Origin of the sequence: Pantoea sp. B9002 (genome assembly GCF_013385945.1) — a bacterium.
Classification (GTDB): domain Bacteria; phylum Pseudomonadota; class Gammaproteobacteria; order Enterobacterales; family Enterobacteriaceae; genus Pantoea.
On record NZ_JACAPA010000001.1, the window covers coordinates 86937 to 102929 of the forward strand.

Sequence of the window (15993 nt, forward strand, 5' to 3'; positions counted from 1 at the left end):
TGCGCCGCCCCATTGCGGCGAAACATCATCTAAGACAGGGAGATAACCAATGAAATTTTTCAAAGTCGTTGCAGGATTTATGATGGCTGCGGTAATGGCGCTGGCTCTTAGCGCGTGTGCACCCACAGCAACCAAAGAAGGCACTGGCGGTTACATCGACGATACCGTGGTAACCACCAAAGTTAAGGCTCAGCTGTTGAATGACGAGTCGCTGAAATCGACCGAAATTAACGTTGAAACCTTCAAGGGTAAAGTTCAGCTGAGCGGTTTTGTCAGCTCACCGCAGATGGCAAATCGCGCGGTTGCCGTAACGCGTAGCGTGGCGGGCGTGAAATCTGTGGTTAACAATATGCAGATCAAATAACACAACGGGCGACCTTCTGGTCGCCCGCTTCATTTCTGATTGCCGATCAGAACCGATATCCCGCACCAAAGAAGAACACCCACGGATCGATACGCGTGTTGATGTTTTGCTGCTCACCGCCAGCTTTGAATTTCACTTCGGTATCAATGTCCATGTACCATAGCGATGCGTTCAGCATCCAGTCGCGGTTGATTTGATAATCCAGACCGACCTGGCCCGCCATTCCCCACGAATCTTTGACGCTCAGGTCGCTTAAACCGGCATCCTCACCCGTTTGGTTGAATTTGGCATCGTAGAAGGTGGTGTAGTTGATACCCACGCCAACGTACGGGCGGACTTTGCTTTTGCTATCAAAGAAATAGTACTGCGCCATTAAAGTTGGCGGCAGCTGGCGCACGGTGGCCAGATTTCCGGTGGCGCCCAGGCCAACCTTATGACGGAACGGGGTTGCAGCCAGCAGCTCAATGCCGATGTTATCCGTTGCCATATAGGTGAAGGTCAAACCCAGCTGCGTATCGTTGCTAACGTTAAAGCCGCCCATACCCAGCACATTGTCAGAGCCTTCGGTCGGACGAACAGTAGCGCTACCTGCGCGCATAAAGAAATCACCGGCTTCATGAGCCAGAGCCAGTTGCGGAATTGCCAGCGCCATCAGCAGTGCGCATTTTGCCAGTTTCATAATCACTCCTTTGCCAAATAAAGATAGGTCTCGATGTTGAATGCGGCACAACATTTACCCCTTTTTTGGTAAAAGATCATCTGCATCAATATAAATTAATCACTTAAAAAACAATGGATTGATTCAGATCAATTTTGGCTTTACAGCGCGTAATAAAAGTCCGCTTGCGAAAATTTTTCGCCGTGATTATTTTACTTCTCCCCTGTGTGATTTTGGTTCGATGCCTTAGAGGTGGCGGGCGATCAGATGAGCGATTCACAAAACCCTTGCGTGACCTGTGGCGCATGCTGCGCGCACTTCCGTGTCTCTTTTTACTGGGCCGAAGCCGATGATGGCGCCGGTGCCGTTCCGGTTGAATTAACCGAACCTTTAACCCCGTTTATGCGCAATATGCGCGGCACCAACCAACGCCAACCGCGCTGTATTGCGCTGCAGGGCGAGGTCGGCGGCTGCGTCTCCTGCGGCATTTATCAGCAGCGCCCTTCGCCCTGTCGGGAGTTTTCGATGTCCGGCGAGAACGGTGAACTGAACGAAGCCTGCGATCGCGCCCGTGCTCGCTACGGTCTTCCTGCGCTTTTTAACCCTTCTTTACCTGAGATGACAGAAAGTTATCGCAATGCGGGTGCCAGCACACCGGTAGAACATGTACAATCGCCGGGTTAATTAATCCGGTTCTTTCAAGGAGTTTACATGTCTATCACGGCAAGCTCGTTATACCGTGACACAGGAAATTTTTTGCGCCATCAGCTGCTTACTATTTTACTGCTGGCGCTGCTGACCTCGTTCATTACTGTGATCGTCGGCCACGCGTTAACGCCAGGTGAAGACCAGCTCTCGTTGTTGAGCCAGTCAGATGACAGCGCCTCGTCGCTGTTTGAGCTGGTACAAAATATGTCTCCGGATCAGCAGCGTATTTTGCTGCGCGCTTCCGCTGCGGGCACGTTTGCTGCGTTGATTGGCAACACGTTGCTGCTGGGTGGCATGCTGCTCCTGATCCCAATGGTATCGGGTGGACAACGCGTCAGCGCGCTGCGCGCTATTGGTGCATCTGCGCCCATCCTGCCAAAGCTGCTGCTGCAGACCTTCCTGATCACCCTGCTGGTTCAGCTGGGCTTTATGGTGCTGATGGTGCCAGGCGTGATTCTGGCGATTCTGTTTTCGCTGGCGCCGGTGATTCTCGCCAATGAGAAGCTCGGCGTGATTGGCGCGATGCGTGCCAGCATGCGTCTCGCCTGGAAGAATATTAAGGTTATCGCACCGGCTATTGTGCTGTGGCTGCTGGCCAAAATAGTGCTGATGTTCTTCTTTTCATCGCTGACCGTGCTGCCCGCTAACATCGCCTCCGTGGTGTTGAACGCGCTGGGTAATCTGGTCTCCGCAGTGCTGATTATCTATCTGTATCGGCTGTATATGCTGTTACGTTAATCGTTATGGCGCTCACCCGGGCGCCATAACTGTACGCTCCTGCCTAATTGGAAACGCTATGAAGCAGTTACTCGATTTTCTTCCCCTGGTGGTTTTCTTCATCTTCTACAAGCTGTACGACATCTTTGTCGCCTCCGGCGCATTGATCGTTGCCACCGGTCTGGCGCTGGTCGTCAGTTGGGTGCTCTACCGCAAGCTGGAAAAGATGACCATTTTTACCTTTGTGCTGGTTGCGGTATTCGGCACGCTGACGCTGGTGTTCCATAACGATGAATTCATCAAATGGAAAGTCACGGTGATCTATTCGCTGTTTGCCGTCGCGCTGCTCTACAGCCAGTGGTTTATGAAGCAACCGCTGATCCAAACTATGTTGGGTAAAGAGTTACAACTGCCGTCAGGCGTGTGGCGCAATCTCAACATTGCCTGGGCAATCTTCTTCCTCGCCTGCGGCTTAGCGAATATTTATGTTGCGTTTTGGTTATCGCAGGAATTTTGGGTTAACTTTAAGGTGTTTGGTCTGACCGGCCTGACCCTACTCTTTACCCTGTTAAGCGGCGTGTATATCTGGCGACAGATGCCGCAACAAGAACAAAAATAATGCCACTCCGCCCGACAGCGTCGGGCTTCTCTTCACCTGCAGAAGAACTGAGCAATGGACGAAAAACATAAGTCGCCGCAAGGCGAGATGGTGTTGCGTACCCTGGCAATGCCAGCGGATACCAATGCTAACGGTGATATCTTTGGTGGCTGGTTGATGTCGCAGATGGACATGGGCGGCGCAATCAAGGCGAAAGAGATTGCCGAAGGACGTGTCGTCACCGTGCGCGTGGACGGAATGACCTTCCTTAAACCGGTGGCGGTTGGCGATGTGGTGAGCTGCTACGCACGCTGCATCCGCACCGGCAACAGTTCCATGACCATTAACGTCGAAGTGTGGATTAAGAAAGTGTCGTCCGAACCGATTGGACAGACCTACTGCGCAACCGAAGCGGTGTTTGTCTACGTCGCTGTCGACAATACCGGGCAATCTCGCCCGCTGCCGCCCGGCAGAAGCAATTTAAGTGATCTGTAACACAAAAAAAGCGGTCATCTGACCGCTTTCTTTTTGCCTCTCAATCCTGAGCTTATTCGATATTGGCGCCGCCGTTGATGCGGAACACGATGTTCATGGTCAAATTCTTGCCCGGACGACCCGGCTGATAACGCCACTTCTTCATCGCCTGCTTCACTTCGCGCTCGAACATGTTGCGCGGTTCTGCCGACAAGATCTGAACGTTATCCACGCGACCGTCGCTATCAACATCAAACTGCACCCGCACACGCCCCTCAACGCGCAGCGCGAACGCACGTGCCGGATAGGCAGGCTTGCTGACGTTCATCGCTTTCGGGCCATCAGAGATGCTCGGCGTTGCGGTCGGATTGGCTTTCGGCGCAGTTGTTGGACGCGTCTGCGTGGTTGGCGCTTCCTGCTTCACCGGATTTTCCTGCGGCTTCACTTCCTGACGCGGTTTCGGCTCAACCTTCTTTTCAACCTTTGGCTTCGGTTTAGGTTTTGGCTTCGGCTTAGGTTCCGGTTTAGGAATTGGCACCGGCTCAACCTTTGGCGGCTCTGGCGCTACTTCAGGTTCCGGCTCAGGTTCAGGAGGCGGCGGCGTGACCTGGGCAGGCGCAGGTTCGGGTTGCACTTCCGGAGCCACCAGCGAAACGCTGATAGGCTGCGACGCTTTTGGAACTTCAATCACCTGATGAAACGATGCATAGAGAATGCCAGCGATCAACGAACCGTGAAGTACCACGGATAAAATTACAGCAATGGGGGTACGTGTAGGTAAAGGCGTAGTCAACGTGGTCATATCATTCATGTTCATTGAGTGAAGCGCAGATTTTAAATGCAAATAGCAATCAGTTTCAATAAGCGATGTGCAAGCGCCCTCAGAAAGGCCTTTTTTAACCCTGATTGCGCTGAATGACAGCGTATTTATCTTTCGTTTGCACTCTGATTAACGATCACTTAACGTGTCACGCAATTTCGGCAAGTCTAACGGGAGTATCCCATCGTGCTTTACGTCATTTATGCGGAAGATACCGCTGATTCACTGGAAAAACGCAACTCGGTACGTCCCGCGCATCTTGCTCGTTTGAAGCTGTTGCAAGATGAAGGTCGACTGATTGCAGCGGGTCCGCTGCCAGCGGTTGACAGCAACGATCCAGGCCCGGCCGGTTTCAGCGGTTCCGTGATCATCGCCGAATTCTCTTCACTGGAAGTCGCGGAATCATGGGCCAAGGATGATCCCTACATTGCCGCAGGCGTGTATGAGAAAGTCGCGGTCAAACCGTTCAAACGCGTTTTCTAATCTATGTGGCAGTCAGTTTTACTGCTGGTGATAGCATTCGCTCTCATCGGCAGAGCACTTTGGCTATGGCGTCAGCAAGGCTGGCGCAACGCTCGGCAGCACATTGTGATGTTAATTGTGCTGGCAGCGGCAGTCGAGATGGTCAATGTCATTCGGGTGCTACGCGGCGCATGATGGCCGCGTAAGCCCATCAGACCATTTGCGAGATAAACAGGATGGAGCGGCGATGCTGCTGCGCCACCTGATGACGAATGGTGTGGATGCGTTTATAACGACGCGACTGCCCTTCCAGCCAGCGAGAACGACGACGGTGTACCTGACGTAACATTCTCCAGCGCGCCACTTCATTTTTGCTGCGTCTCATCACATCCTCTCAGACAGGCTAAACTCGGCAGGCATTATAAAGATCTGTTGGGAAATGCCAAATCGAAAGCTTCATCGAAACGTCATTCACGATTAAAGGTTTCACTACCTGTGATCAGCACGTAAACTTTGCACAACAAAGCGCGAACAGGACGTCCACTTAATGACCACATTTTATACCCTAATCAGTTGGTTGCTGCTGTTTGGTTACTGGCTGCTGATTGCGGGTGTCACGCTACGTATTCTGATGAAACGCCGCGCAGTCACCTCAGCAATGGCCTGGCTGCTGATCATCTACATTCTGCCGCTGGTGGGTATAATCGCCTATCTCTCCTTTGGGGAGCTGCATTTAGGTAAACGGCGGGCCGAGCGCGCGCGCACTATGTGGCCCTCCACCGCCAAATGGCTCAACGATCTCAAGCAGTGCCGCCATATCTTCGCCACTCAACACAGCGATGTGGCGCGCTCCTTATTTGATTTGTGCCGCCATCGTCAGGGCATTGCCGGCGTGAAAGGCAATCAGCTGCAGTTACTCACCAGTTCCGACGACGTGATGCATGCACTGATCCGTGATATCCAGCTGGCGCGTCACAACATCGAGATGGTGTTCTATATCTGGCATCCTGGCGGGCTGGCCGATGAAGTGGCGGAATCGTTGATGGCCGCTTCGCGTCGCGGTGTACACTGCCGTTTGATGCTGGATTCAGCGGGCAGCGTCACCTTCTTCCGCAGTCCGTGGGTCAATATGATGCGCAATGCCGGCATCGACGTGGTTGAAGCATTGCAGGTTAGCCTGCTGCGTGTGTTCCTGCGGCGCATGGACTTGCGTCAGCATCGTAAAGTGGTGCTGATCGATAACTACATCGCTTATACCGGCAGCATGAATCTGGTCGATCCACGCTTCTTTAAGCAGGAAGCGGGCGTGGGCCAGTGGATTGATCTGATGGCGCGCATGGAAGGTCCGGTGGCAACTACCATGGGTATTGTGTATGCCTGCGACTGGGAGATTGAAACCGGCAAACGCATTCTGCCGCCCGCGCCGGATGGCAATGTGATGCCCTTCGAACAGGAGAGCGGACATACCATTCAGGTGATCGCTTCTGGTCCCGGCTTCCCGGAAGATATGATCCATCAGGCGTTGCTCACAGCGGTTTACTCCGCACGCGAGCAGCTGATTATGACCACGCCCTACTTTGTGCCGAGCGATGACCTGCTGCACGCCATCTGTACCGCAGCGTTACGCGGTGTGGAAGTGAGCATTATTGTGCCGCGCCACAATGATTCGCTGCTGGTAGGCTGGGCGAGTCGTGCCTTTTTCACCGAACTGCTGGAAGCCGGCGTGAAGATTTACCAGTTTGAAGATGGCCTGTTGCATACCAAAAGTGTGCTGGTAGACGGGCAGCTGAGTTTGGTCGGCACGGTAAATCTGGATATGCGCAGCCTGTGGCTCAACTTTGAGATCACGCTGGTGGTTGATGATGACGGCTTTGGCAGCGATCTCGCTACCGTGCAGGATGATTACATCGCCCGCTCACGCTTACTGGATGGTGCTCGCTGGGCTAAACGTGCGTGGTGGCAACGCATCGTTGAACGACTGTTTTACTTCTTTAGTCCTTTACTGTAAAACGAGCGAAAATATTACCGCCTCAGGGCAAGCAGGAATGACCATGGATTTAAATAATCGCCTTACTGAAGATGAAACGCTGGAGCAGGCTTACGATATTTTTCTTGAGCTGGCTGGCGACAATCTCGATCCCGCTGACATTATTCTGTTCAATCTGCAGTTTGAAGAGCGCGGTGGCGCAGAACTGTTCGATCCTGCAGAAGACTGGCAGGAACATGTTGATTTCGATCTCAACCCAGACTTCTTCGCAGAAGTGGTGATTGGATTGGGTGAAGCCGACGGCGAGCCGATCACTGATGTGTTCGCACGCGTCCTGCTGTGCCGCGAGAAAGATCACAAACTCTGCCACATCCTGTGGCGCGAGTAAGCGACAGACAAAAAAACGCCGGGCAATCGCCCGGCGTTTTCATTTACAGCGGATCGACTTTTAAACAAGACACCGCATGACGGAAGCTGCCTTCCAGCAGCGGACGCGTTTTCGCGCACTCTGGGCCGGCAATCGGGCAACGGGTGCGGAACACGCAACCCGATGGCGGATTGATTGGCGATGGCAGCTCCCCTTCCAGCAGCTGGATTTGCTTGTTCTTCTCCAGGTCTGGATCGGGAATCGGCACCGCTGACATCAACGCGCGTGTGTACGGATGCTGCGGATTGTTATACACCGCATCGTAAGTACCCAGCTCAACCGCATGCCCGAGATACATCACCAGCACGCGATCGGAGATGTGTTTTACCACCGCCAAATCGTGCGCGATAAAGATCAGTGACAACCCCATTTCTCGCTGCAATTGCTGCAACAGGTTGACGACCTGCGCCTGAATCGACACGTCCAGCGCCGATACCGGCTCATCGCAGATGATCAGCTTCGGCTCCAGAATCAGTGCACGCGCGATCCCAATACGCTGACACTGGCCGCCCGAGAACTCGTGTGGATAGCGGTTGATAAGGTTAGGTAACAACCCAACCTTCATCATCATGGTTTTGACCTTATCCTTCACTTCCTGACGCGGCATCTTCGGGTAATAGGTGCGCAGCGGTTCAGCAATGATATCGCCAATAGTCATACGCGGATTAAGCGATGCCAGCGGATCCTGGAAGATCATCTGGATATCGCTGCGCGCCTGGCGCCATTGCTCCTGACTTTGCCCGAGCAGATCGCGTCCTAACCAGGCGACGCGCCCTTCTGTGGCTTTCACCAGGCCAATGATGGCGCGGGCCAGCGTCGATTTACCGCAGCCTGATTCACCCACCACGCCCAAGGTTTCACCTTCGTACAAACGCAGGCTGACGCCGTCGACCGCTTTCAGGGTGTGCGGTGGCTGCCAGAACCATTGTTTGCCATCCTTAATCTCAAAGTGCACCTTAAGATCGGCGATCTCCAGCAGGACTTTTTTCTCTTCGACTACGGTGCTCATACTAACTCCTCCACCGGCTTGAAGCAGGCACGCAAGCGACCTTCAGCGAAAGGCTCCAGCGGCGGTGCCTTGGCGCAAATGTCCATGGCGTAGGCGCAGCGAGGCTGGAACGGACAGCCTTGCGGCAGGCGCAGCAGGTTCGGCGGGTTGCCTGGAATGGTGGTCAGCGATTCGCCCTCTTCAGCGTCCAGACGCGGCACCGCACTCAGCAAGCCAATCGAGTACGGATGTGCAGGATGATAGAACACATCGCGTGCACGGCCATATTCCATGGTACGACCAGCGTACATCACCAGCACTTTGTCACAGATACCCGCTACCACGCCGAGATCGTGGGTAATCATCACAATTGCGGTATTGAATTCGCGCTTCAGCTCATTCAGCAGCGTCATGATCTGCGCCTGCACGGTAACGTCGAGCGCGGTAGTCGGCTCGTCGGCAATCAGCAGCTTCGGCCGACACAGCAGCGCCATCGCAATCATCACACGCTGACGCATACCGCCAGAGAATTCATGTGGGAACATCTTCATGCGCTTACGCGCTTCCGGCATTTTCACGGCATCTAGCATGCGCACCGACTCTTCAAATGCCTGGGCGCTGTTCATGCCTTTATGCAGCTTCAGCACTTCCATTAACTGCTCGCCGACGCGCATGTAAGGGTTAAGCGACGTCATCGGGTCCTGGAAGATCATCGCAATCTGCTCTGCGCGCAGTTTGTTAAGCTTGTTCTCCGGCAGATTGAGGATCTCTGCGCCGTTAAATTTTGCTGAACCGCCAATACGCCCATTTTTTGCCAGCAGCCCCATCAAGGCAAACGCGGTTTGCGATTTCCCCGAGCCGGATTCGCCAACAATGCCCAGCGTTTCACCCGCATGCAGTGAAAAGTTGAGGTCGTTCACAGCGGTGACATCGCCATCGTGGGTGCTGAAGGTGACGCGCAGGTCTTTTACATCAAGCAGCAGGTTATTGTTTCCCGCACGTGCAGCCATGGCTGGCTGAAATTCATGAATGGTCATCGGGAAACTCCTTAACGATCTTTCGGGTCGAGGGCATCACGCAAGCCATCGCCGATAAAGTTAAAACAGAACAGCGTGACCACGAGGAAACCTGCCGGGAACATCAGCAACCACGGCGACACTTCCATCGAGTTGGCGCCATCGCTCAGCAATGCGCCCCAACTGCTCAGCGGTTCCTGTGTGCCGAGGCCAAGGAAGCTGAGGAAAGATTCGAACAGGATCATGCTTGGCACCAGCAGCGAGGCATACACCACCACCACGCCCAACACGTTCGGCACAATGTGACGCAGCACGATTTTGAAGGTGCTCACACCGCCGACCTGCGCCGCTTCGATGAACTCTTTACGCTTCAGGCCCAACGTCTGCCCGCGTACGATACGCGCCATATCCAGCCACGACACCATGCCAATCGCCACAAAGATCAGCAGAATGTTGCGACCAAAAAAGGTCACCAGCAGGATGACGAAGAACATGAACGGGAAGGAGTTGAGGATCTCCAGAATACGCATCATCACCGAGTCGATTTTACCGCCCAGATAACCCGCCAGTGAGCCATACAGCGTACCGACCAGCACCGCGATGAGCGCGGAGGCAATGCCCACCATCAGCGAGATACGGCCACCAATCGCAACACGCACCAGCAGATCGCGACCCGATGAATCGGTGCCAAACCAGTGACCGGAAACGGTATCCGGCGCGGCAGACATCATTCCCCAGTCGGTATCGTCATATTTGAACTGCGACAGCATCGGGGCAAACACCACGAACAGTGTGATCACCAGCAGCACCAGCAGGCTGATAAAGGCCGCGCGGTTGTGAATAAAGCGGCGACGCGCATCCTGCCAGAGGCTGCGCCCTTCGACTTCCAGTTTTTCACTGAAGGTATCCAGAGCTTCGCTGTTTTTCTTACTTAACATCATGGGCGAGCTCCACAATCAGTAACGGATTTTCGGATCGATCACGGCGTACAGCACATCAACGATCGCGTTAAACAGAATGGTCAGCACGCCAACCAGAATGGTCAGACTCATCACCAGCGAGTAGTCACGGTTCAATGCCCCGTTAACGAACAGCTGGCCGATGCCCGGCAAACCATAGATGGATTCAATCACCATGGAACCGGTGATGATGCCGACAAACGCCGGTCCCATATAGGAAAGCACCGGCAACATGGCGGGCTTCAGCGCGTGACGCAGCACGATACGGCGCAGTGGCAGACCTTTGGCGCGCGCGGTACGGATGAAGTTTGAGTGCATCACTTCAATCATCGAACCACGGGTGATACGCGCGATGCTGGCGATGTAGGCCAGCGACAGCGCCACCATCGGCAGCAACATGTAATTCCATTGGCCGCCGTTCCAGCCGCCGCCTGGCAGCCAGCGTAAGGTAATCGCAAACACCAGCACCAGTAACGGTGCTACGACAAAGCTGGGGATCACCACGCCGGTCATCGCGACCCCCATCACGGCATAATCCCACAAACTGTTCTGCTTCAGGGCGGCGATCACGCCAGCCGTAACGCCCAGTACCACGGCGAGGAAGAAGGCAGCCAGACCGAGTTTCGCTGACACCGGGAAGGCGTGGCCGACCAGATAATTGACCGAGTAGTCTTTATATTTAAACGAAGGGCCAAAGTCGCCATGTGCCAACTGCACCAGATAACTCAGGTACTGTTTGCCAATCGGATCGTTGAGATGGTACTTCGCTTCGATATTCGCCATCACTTCCGGCGAGAGAACACGTTCGCCGGTAAATGGACTGCCGGGTGCCAGTCGCATCATAAAGAAAGAGATGGTAATGAGGATAAACAGCGTCGGGATGGCTTCAAGGAGCCGACGCAGGATGAATTTTAACATTGCCGTACCTACCAGGCTGTTGCTTCACAAAGTAAAAAGGCGGTGCCGCAGCACCGCCACTATCGATAGCCTGAGTGCTATTAATGTTTAATGATATACAGGTTTTTATCGACGGTTTTATCCAGCGGATCGTTGCCGGTGTAACCGCCCACGTAAGGTTTCACCAAACGCGCATTGACGTAGTAGTAAACCGGCACGATGGTGCTGTCTTTATCCAGGATCTGCTCAGCTTTCTGATAATCCGCTACGCGCGCTTTATCGTCTGTGGCTTTAACCGCATCGTGGATAACTTTATCGAAGTCAGCGCTCTTGTAGTGCGAGGTGTTACTGCTGCTGTCAGACAGCATGATGTTCAGGAATGAAGTCGGTTCGTTGTAATCCGCACACCATGCCGCACGAGAGACATCAAAGTTGCCCTGATGACGCGTGTCGAGGAAGGTTTTCCACTCCTGGTTTTCCAGCTTGATGTTGACGCCGATGTTTTTCTTCCAGATAGAAGAGGCCGCGATCGCCAGTTTCTTGTGCAGATCGGAGGTGTTGTACAGCAGGTTAAAGGTCAGCGGTTTATCTGCAGTGTAACCGGCTTCAGCCAACAGCTTTTTCGCTTCTTCGTTGCGCTTGTTCTGATCCCACTTGAACCAATCCGGCGGCAGCAGTTCCATGCCATCGGTGGCTGGCGGGGTGAAGCTGTAAGCCGGTTGCTGACCTTGCGCCAGAACCTTGTTCACCATGATGTCGCGATCCAGACCGAGTTTCAGCGCGGTACGTACGCGTGGATCGGTGAATGGCGCTTTCTGGTTATTGATTTCGTAGTAATAGGTGCACAGGTATGGCTTCACCATCAACTCTTTGCCGTTATCACGCTGCAGCTTTTTGAACAGCTCGATAGGCATGTTGTTGTAAGTGATATCGCTGCCGTTCTCAGAGAAGTAACGGTTAACGTCGCTGACTTCAGAGTTAATTGGCAGGAAGGTGACTTTGTTCAGCACGGTGTGCTCGTTATCCCAATACTGCGGGTTACGCACCAGCGTTACGCGTTCATTGATCACGTGAGATTCAAGTTTAAAGGCGCCGTTACCAACCCAGTTTTGCGGTTGGGTCCACTGATCGCCAAACTTGTCGATAGCCGGCTTATACACCGGAGACATCACGGAGTTAATCAGCAGCTTATAGAAGTACGGCACGGGCTCGCTCAGCGTCACTTCCAGCGTGTGATCGTCGATGGCTTTTACACCCAGCTCGGATGTCGGCTTTTTACCGGCGATGATGTCGTCAACATTGACGATGTGGCCATATTGCGGATAGCTGGCGTATGGCGATGCAGTTTTCGGATCGACCAGACGCTGCCAGCTGTAAACGAAATCTTGTGCGGTGACCGGTTCACCGTTGGACCATTTGGCGTTCTTGCGCAGGTGGAAAGTCCAGACTTTGAAATCTTTGTTTTCCCAGCTTTCCGCCACGCCAGGGACCGGTTTGCCATCGCTGTCGCTGGTGATCAAACCTTCATACAGGTCACGCGCAATGTTGTCTTCCGGAACACCTTCAATCTTATGTGGATCCAGCGACTGTACTTCATCGCCGTTACCGCGAACCAGTTCCTGTTTTGCTGCCAATTCAACGCCTGCTGGCACTTTTGCTGCCAGCGCGGCATTCCCTGCCAGCGCGCCGATTGCGGCTAATACGCCCGCTGCAATCAGGCTTTTTTTTGTGATGTTGTTCATTATTACGCTCCAGTTTTATTATCTTTACCGGGTCGATTTAACGCCCGGCGTACCCCGTTTCCAGGTGATCTTCGCGTGTCTGAACGAAGACCCTAATCACCCTTCAGGGTTTACCACGGTAAAGTGCCGCCCGACTGTAGCGCCGGATCGGCCCATTACTCAATGTTTCTTTATGTAATAGTATTTCAACGTCAGCATGTCCTGAGGATCCTTGCCGGTAAAACCGCCCACCCAGGGTTTTACCAACCGCACGCTAACACGGTAATAGACCGGCACGATTGGCGAGTCTTTATCGAGTTGCGCTTCCGCTTGCTGATAAAGCGAGGCGCGCTTTGCTTCGTCTGCGCTGGTTAATGTTTGCTGCATTAACTGGTCAAACGCCGGGCTGTGGTAAAACGCCGTGTTAATGGATGAACCGCTCAACAGCATATTCAGGAAGGTAGAGGGTTCGTTGTAATCCGCGCACCATGTGGCGCGTACCACGTCGTACTGCGCCTGATGACGCGTCTCCAGCAGCGTTTTCCACTCCTGATTCTGTAATGTCACCACCGCACCCAAATTTTTCTGCCACATCGAGGCCGCAGCAATCGCCTGCCGCTTGTTTTGCTCGGAGGTGTTGTACAGCAGCGTAAAACGCAGCGGGTTTTGCTGATTAAAGCCAGCATCGGCTAATAACTGTTTGGCGCTGGCATTACGCTCGGACTGCGTTTGTTGCGCCCAGGCCGGTGGGGAAAGCGTGATACCGTGGGTAAACGGCGGCGTCAATCCGTAGGCAGGAATCTGCCCCTGACCCATGATCTTCTGCGCAATGATGTCGCGATCGAGAGTTAACTTCAGCGCGGCGCGTACGCGCGCGTCATCGAATGGCGCTTTTTTGTTGTTGATTTCGTAATAGAAGGTGCACAGCAGCGGACTAATTTTGACCTCATCGCCGAGATCCTGCTGTAACTTTTTGAACATTTCCGGCGGCACCACACTGTTGGTCATATCAGTGCCTCCGCTGCGATAGCGGTTGATATCGCTGTTCTCTGAGGAGAGCGGTAAAAATACGCCCTCTTCCATCACCGTGTGAGCATTATCCCAATAGAGTGGATTGCGTTTAACCACGATTTTTTCATTTACCACCCATTCCGAAAGCGTAAATGCGCCGTTGCCAACATAATGTTGCGGCTGCGTCCACTGTTCGCCCCACTGCTCTATCGCCGGACGATAGACCGGTTTCATCGCGCTATGAGCCAGCATGGCTACAAAATAGGGAACAGGTTCAGAAAGGGTGACTTGCAGATGGCGATCGTCGAGGGCTTTAACGCCAAGTTCAGCGGGTGCGGCTTTGCCAGACAGAATGGCATCAACGTTCGCCACATGCGCAGCCTGTAAGTAGCTGGCGTAAGGCGATGCGGTTTTAGGATCGGCGAGGCGCTGCCAGCTGTAGACGAAATCCTGCGCGGTAACCGGCTGGCCGTTACTCCAGCGCGCATCGTCACGCAGCGTGAAAGTCCAGATGCGCCCCTCTTCGCTTTGCCACTGCTGAGCCACGCCAGGGACGAGTTGACCGTTATTATCGGTTTCAACCAGACCTTCCAGCAAATTACGCATGACATTAGATTCCGGCACGCCTTCTGCTTTCTGCGGATCAAGCGTTGCCACCTCACTGCCATTATTAATCACGATACGCTGTAATTCTGATAATTGCGTGCCCGCGGGAATTTGTGCTGCCTGGCTTGCTGCCAGTGTGCCTGTAAGGCATAAGGCAAGCACTGAACGTACGGCCGTTTTCGCTACCATGCATTTCATCAACAAATATCAACCTTAATCATAAGCCTGATAGCCTGTAAGCAAGAAGCGTACACATTTGTCGCTATCAGATAAAAAATTTGTGATGTGCCGAAAATTATCAGAACCGATGCCCGCACGCCAAAGCTAAACTGCAAAAATGTTAGCAGATTCTCTTTTATCACGTTCGGGTGAGTAGGAAAAGTGTTAATTCTTTTATTGAATTATCGATTAAGTTAATGATTTTAATGTTATTTATAGGATAATCGCATGTAATTTATTCGTTATTGTTCTTTAAATATAATTTTTACGAATTCGACTATTAAAATAGCCATTAACCGCATAATGAGTTATCGATTAACTTATCGACTTTTCTCTCATGCTAATTTACAGAACGTGCACAGAACAATTAACTGTGACAATTGTCACATTTTAATGTGAGGTTTTGCTCGGATGGGAAGAGGATAGTAGTAAAAGTGATGCTGGGCGTTTGCAGTTAAGATCAATGAATAAATTAACCAAAATGGTGCAATAAAACGAAGATATGCACCATTTTGGATCGTGAGTTCTCTAAAGGCAAAAAATAACCCGGTTTAATTCAGTAAGCCGGGGAAAATAGATTTCATTCCCGTGACAATAAACTCGATGCCCAGTGCCATTAACAATAAGCCCATGATACGGGTAATCACGTTAATCCCGGTTTGACCAAGCACCCGCACCATCAACGGTGCCGCGCGGAACAATAGCCAACAGCAAAAGGCGAAAATGGCAATCGCGATACTAAAACCAATTAAGTTCTGCCAGCTGTGATAGCGCGTACTCCAGACAATAGTTGAACTGATGGCGCCGGGACCGGCCATCAACGGTAACGCCAGCGGCACCACGCCGATGCTTTCACGAATGGCGCTCTCTGACTTCTCCTGCTTGTTCTGCTTATCCTCACCCAGTTTTCCGCTGATCATCGACATCGCGATGGTGACCACCAAAATGCCGCCAGCAATGCGGAACGAATCTATCGAAATGCCAAACAGATGCAGGATGCCATCGCCAAGAAACAGTGACGTCCAGAGAATGATGGCCACGGCCAGGTTGGCGGTGAGATTGGTTTTATTACGCTCAACAGCAGCCTGATAGCTGGTCATGCTGATAAAGACCGGGATGATACCTACCGGATTTACCAGGGCAAACAAACCGACAAAAAACTTAATGTAGCCGGAAAGATCGAGTAGCACGGGATTCAAAGTGGGCTCCGGTAAAGTCTGAGTAGAAAAGCGCGCTTAATGTAGTGCATAAGCCGGGCGGAAAACCAGAGGTGACGGCAGAAATTTATGCTATCTGTCTGGCTTCAAGCCAGTTTTTTCAGCTGCTGTTAACCTTTGGTTATTACGATGCAGCCGATGCGT

General features: G+C 52.8%; 18 protein-coding genes. 8 read left to right on the top strand and 10 right to left on the bottom strand.

All coding sequences use genetic code 11. The annotated features are described in order from the left end of the window. Positions 1 to 49 precede the first annotated feature (49 nt). The gene (locus tag HX773_RS00375) at positions 50 to 364 is read left to right on the top strand and encodes a BON domain-containing protein (protein ID WP_101764257.1); all 315 of its coding nucleotides are present in this window, start codon (positions 50 to 52) and stop codon (positions 362 to 364) included. 46 nt (positions 365 to 410) lie between these two features. Here the strand turns inward: HX773_RS00375 and ompW are convergent, their stop codons facing one another. Then, complete coding sequence (gene ompW / locus HX773_RS00380; RefSeq protein ID WP_176969994.1) at positions 411 to 1043, bottom strand: outer membrane protein OmpW; 633 nt, start codon at positions 1041 to 1043, stop codon at positions 411 to 413. A gap of 246 nt (positions 1044 to 1289) precedes the next feature. On the opposite strand from ompW, the gene HX773_RS00385 reads away from it, so the two are divergent. From HX773_RS00385 to yciA, 4 genes are read left to right on the top strand one after another with little or no spacing between them, the layout of a single operon-like run. Beyond that, a complete protein-coding gene (locus tag HX773_RS00385; protein ID WP_176969995.1) occupies positions 1290 to 1706 on the top strand; it encodes a YkgJ family cysteine cluster protein in 417 nt (138 codons plus the stop codon). Positions 1707 to 1733: 27 nt separating this feature from the next. After that, positions 1734 to 2468, top strand: coding sequence for a YciC family protein (locus HX773_RS00390; RefSeq protein WP_176969996.1), 735 nt, complete (start codon positions 1734 to 1736; stop codon positions 2466 to 2468). Positions 2469 to 2526: 58 nt separating this feature from the next. After that, positions 2527 to 3066 (top strand): septation protein A, encoded by a 540-nt coding sequence (locus HX773_RS00395; protein WP_008106564.1) that lies wholly within the window; start codon positions 2527 to 2529, stop codon positions 3064 to 3066. Between the two features lie 54 nt (positions 3067 to 3120). Beyond that, positions 3121 to 3540, top strand: coding sequence for an acyl-CoA thioester hydrolase YciA (yciA, locus tag HX773_RS00400; protein ID WP_007892397.1), 420 nt, complete (start codon positions 3121 to 3123; stop codon positions 3538 to 3540). A gap of 52 nt (positions 3541 to 3592) precedes the next feature. On the opposite strand, the gene tonB is transcribed toward yciA, so the two are convergent. Beyond that, positions 3593 to 4321 (bottom strand): TonB system transport protein TonB, encoded by a 729-nt coding sequence (gene tonB, locus HX773_RS00405; RefSeq protein WP_176969997.1) that lies wholly within the window; start codon positions 4319 to 4321, stop codon positions 3593 to 3595. A 204-nt stretch (positions 4322 to 4525) separates the two neighbouring features. Between tonB and HX773_RS00410 the strand changes: the two genes are divergently transcribed. Further along, positions 4526 to 4822 (top strand): YciI family protein, encoded by a 297-nt coding sequence (locus HX773_RS00410; RefSeq protein ID WP_101764253.1) that lies wholly within the window; start codon positions 4526 to 4528, stop codon positions 4820 to 4822. Positions 4823 to 5012: 190 nt separating this feature from the next. Here the strand turns inward: HX773_RS00410 and HX773_RS00415 are convergent, their stop codons facing one another. Further along, positions 5013 to 5186: a YciY family protein gene (locus HX773_RS00415; RefSeq protein WP_007892390.1), complete on the bottom strand. Its 174-nt coding sequence runs from the start codon at positions 5184 to 5186 to the stop codon at positions 5013 to 5015. Between the two features lie 162 nt (positions 5187 to 5348). Between HX773_RS00415 and cls the strand changes: the two genes are divergently transcribed. Together cls and HX773_RS00425 are read left to right on the top strand one after the other, a co-directional pair. Further along, a complete protein-coding gene (gene cls, locus HX773_RS00420) occupies positions 5349 to 6809 on the top strand; it encodes a cardiolipin synthase (protein WP_176969998.1) in 1461 nt (486 codons plus the stop codon). Positions 6810 to 6846: 37 nt separating this feature from the next. Continuing rightward, the gene (locus HX773_RS00425) at positions 6847 to 7176 is read left to right on the top strand and encodes an HI1450 family dsDNA-mimic protein (RefSeq protein WP_196761379.1); all 330 of its coding nucleotides are present in this window, start codon (positions 6847 to 6849) and stop codon (positions 7174 to 7176) included. A 43-nt stretch (positions 7177 to 7219) separates the two neighbouring features. Here HX773_RS00425 and oppF read toward each other — a convergent pair whose 3' ends face one another. From oppF to HX773_RS00460, 7 genes are all read right to left on the bottom strand, one after another. Next, positions 7220 to 8224: a murein tripeptide/oligopeptide ABC transporter ATP binding protein OppF gene (gene oppF, locus HX773_RS00430; protein ID WP_176969999.1), complete on the bottom strand. Its 1005-nt coding sequence runs from the start codon at positions 8222 to 8224 to the stop codon at positions 7220 to 7222. Beyond that, positions 8221 to 9240, bottom strand: a complete 1020-nt coding sequence (locus tag HX773_RS00435) for an ABC transporter ATP-binding protein (RefSeq protein WP_061718771.1) — start codon at positions 9238 to 9240, stop codon at positions 8221 to 8223. The genes oppF and HX773_RS00435 overlap by 4 nt, the downstream gene beginning before the upstream one ends. Before the next feature lie 11 nt (positions 9241 to 9251). After that, the gene (gene oppC / locus HX773_RS00440; protein ID WP_176970000.1) at positions 9252 to 10160 is read right to left on the bottom strand and encodes an oligopeptide ABC transporter permease OppC; all 909 of its coding nucleotides are present in this window, start codon (positions 10158 to 10160) and stop codon (positions 9252 to 9254) included. A 15-nt stretch (positions 10161 to 10175) separates the two neighbouring features. After that, positions 10176 to 11096 (bottom strand): oligopeptide ABC transporter permease OppB, encoded by a 921-nt coding sequence (gene oppB, locus HX773_RS00445; RefSeq protein ID WP_007892378.1) that lies wholly within the window; start codon positions 11094 to 11096, stop codon positions 10176 to 10178. Positions 11097 to 11176: 80 nt separating this feature from the next. Continuing rightward, entirely contained in the window at positions 11177 to 12817 is a 1641-nt protein-coding gene (oppA, locus tag HX773_RS00450; protein WP_176970001.1) for an oligopeptide ABC transporter substrate-binding protein OppA, read from the bottom strand. 159 nt (positions 12818 to 12976) lie between these two features. Beyond that, positions 12977 to 14611, bottom strand: a complete 1635-nt coding sequence (locus HX773_RS00455; protein WP_176970002.1) for an ABC transporter substrate-binding protein — start codon at positions 14609 to 14611, stop codon at positions 12977 to 12979. Positions 14612 to 15183: 572 nt separating this feature from the next. Next, positions 15184 to 15831: a YchE family NAAT transporter gene (locus HX773_RS00460; protein ID WP_176970003.1), complete on the bottom strand. Its 648-nt coding sequence runs from the start codon at positions 15829 to 15831 to the stop codon at positions 15184 to 15186. Positions 15832 to 15993: the final 162 nt, after the last annotated feature.

Coding starts and splice junctions, on each gene's coding strand:
- oppF (WP_176969999.1), bottom strand. CDS start 8,224: ATGAGCACCGTAGTCGAAGAGAAAAAAGTCCTGCTGGAGATCGCCGAT.
- HX773_RS00415 (WP_007892390.1), bottom strand. CDS start 5,186: ATGAGACGCAGCAAAAATGAAGTGGCGCGCTGGAGAATGTTACGTCAG.
- HX773_RS00395 (WP_008106564.1), top strand. CDS start 2,527: ATGAAGCAGTTACTCGATTTTCTTCCCCTGGTGGTTTTCTTCATCTTC.
- ompW (WP_176969994.1), bottom strand. CDS start 1,043: ATGAAACTGGCAAAATGCGCACTGCTGATGGCGCTGGCAATTCCGCAA.
- HX773_RS00385 (WP_176969995.1), top strand. CDS start 1,290: ATGAGCGATTCACAAAACCCTTGCGTGACCTGTGGCGCATGCTGCGCG.
- oppC (WP_176970000.1), bottom strand. CDS start 10,160: ATGATGTTAAGTAAGAAAAACAGCGAAGCTCTGGATACCTTCAGTGAA.
- HX773_RS00375 (WP_101764257.1), top strand. CDS start 50: ATGAAATTTTTCAAAGTCGTTGCAGGATTTATGATGGCTGCGGTAATG.
- HX773_RS00455 (WP_176970002.1), bottom strand. CDS start 14,611: ATGAAATGCATGGTAGCGAAAACGGCCGTACGTTCAGTGCTTGCCTTA.
- tonB (WP_176969997.1), bottom strand. CDS start 4,321: ATGACCACGTTGACTACGCCTTTACCTACACGTACCCCCATTGCTGTA.
- yciA (WP_007892397.1), top strand. CDS start 3,121: ATGGACGAAAAACATAAGTCGCCGCAAGGCGAGATGGTGTTGCGTACC.
- HX773_RS00390 (WP_176969996.1), top strand. CDS start 1,734: ATGTCTATCACGGCAAGCTCGTTATACCGTGACACAGGAAATTTTTTG.
- HX773_RS00425 (WP_196761379.1), top strand. CDS start 6,847: ATGACCATGGATTTAAATAATCGCCTTACTGAAGATGAAACGCTGGAG.
- oppA (WP_176970001.1), bottom strand. CDS start 12,817: ATGAACAACATCACAAAAAAAAGCCTGATTGCAGCGGGCGTATTAGCC.
- oppB (WP_007892378.1), bottom strand. CDS start 11,096: ATGTTAAAATTCATCCTGCGTCGGCTCCTTGAAGCCATCCCGACGCTG.
- cls (WP_176969998.1), top strand. CDS start 5,349: ATGACCACATTTTATACCCTAATCAGTTGGTTGCTGCTGTTTGGTTAC.
- HX773_RS00435 (WP_061718771.1), bottom strand. CDS start 9,240: ATGACCATTCATGAATTTCAGCCAGCCATGGCTGCACGTGCGGGAAAC.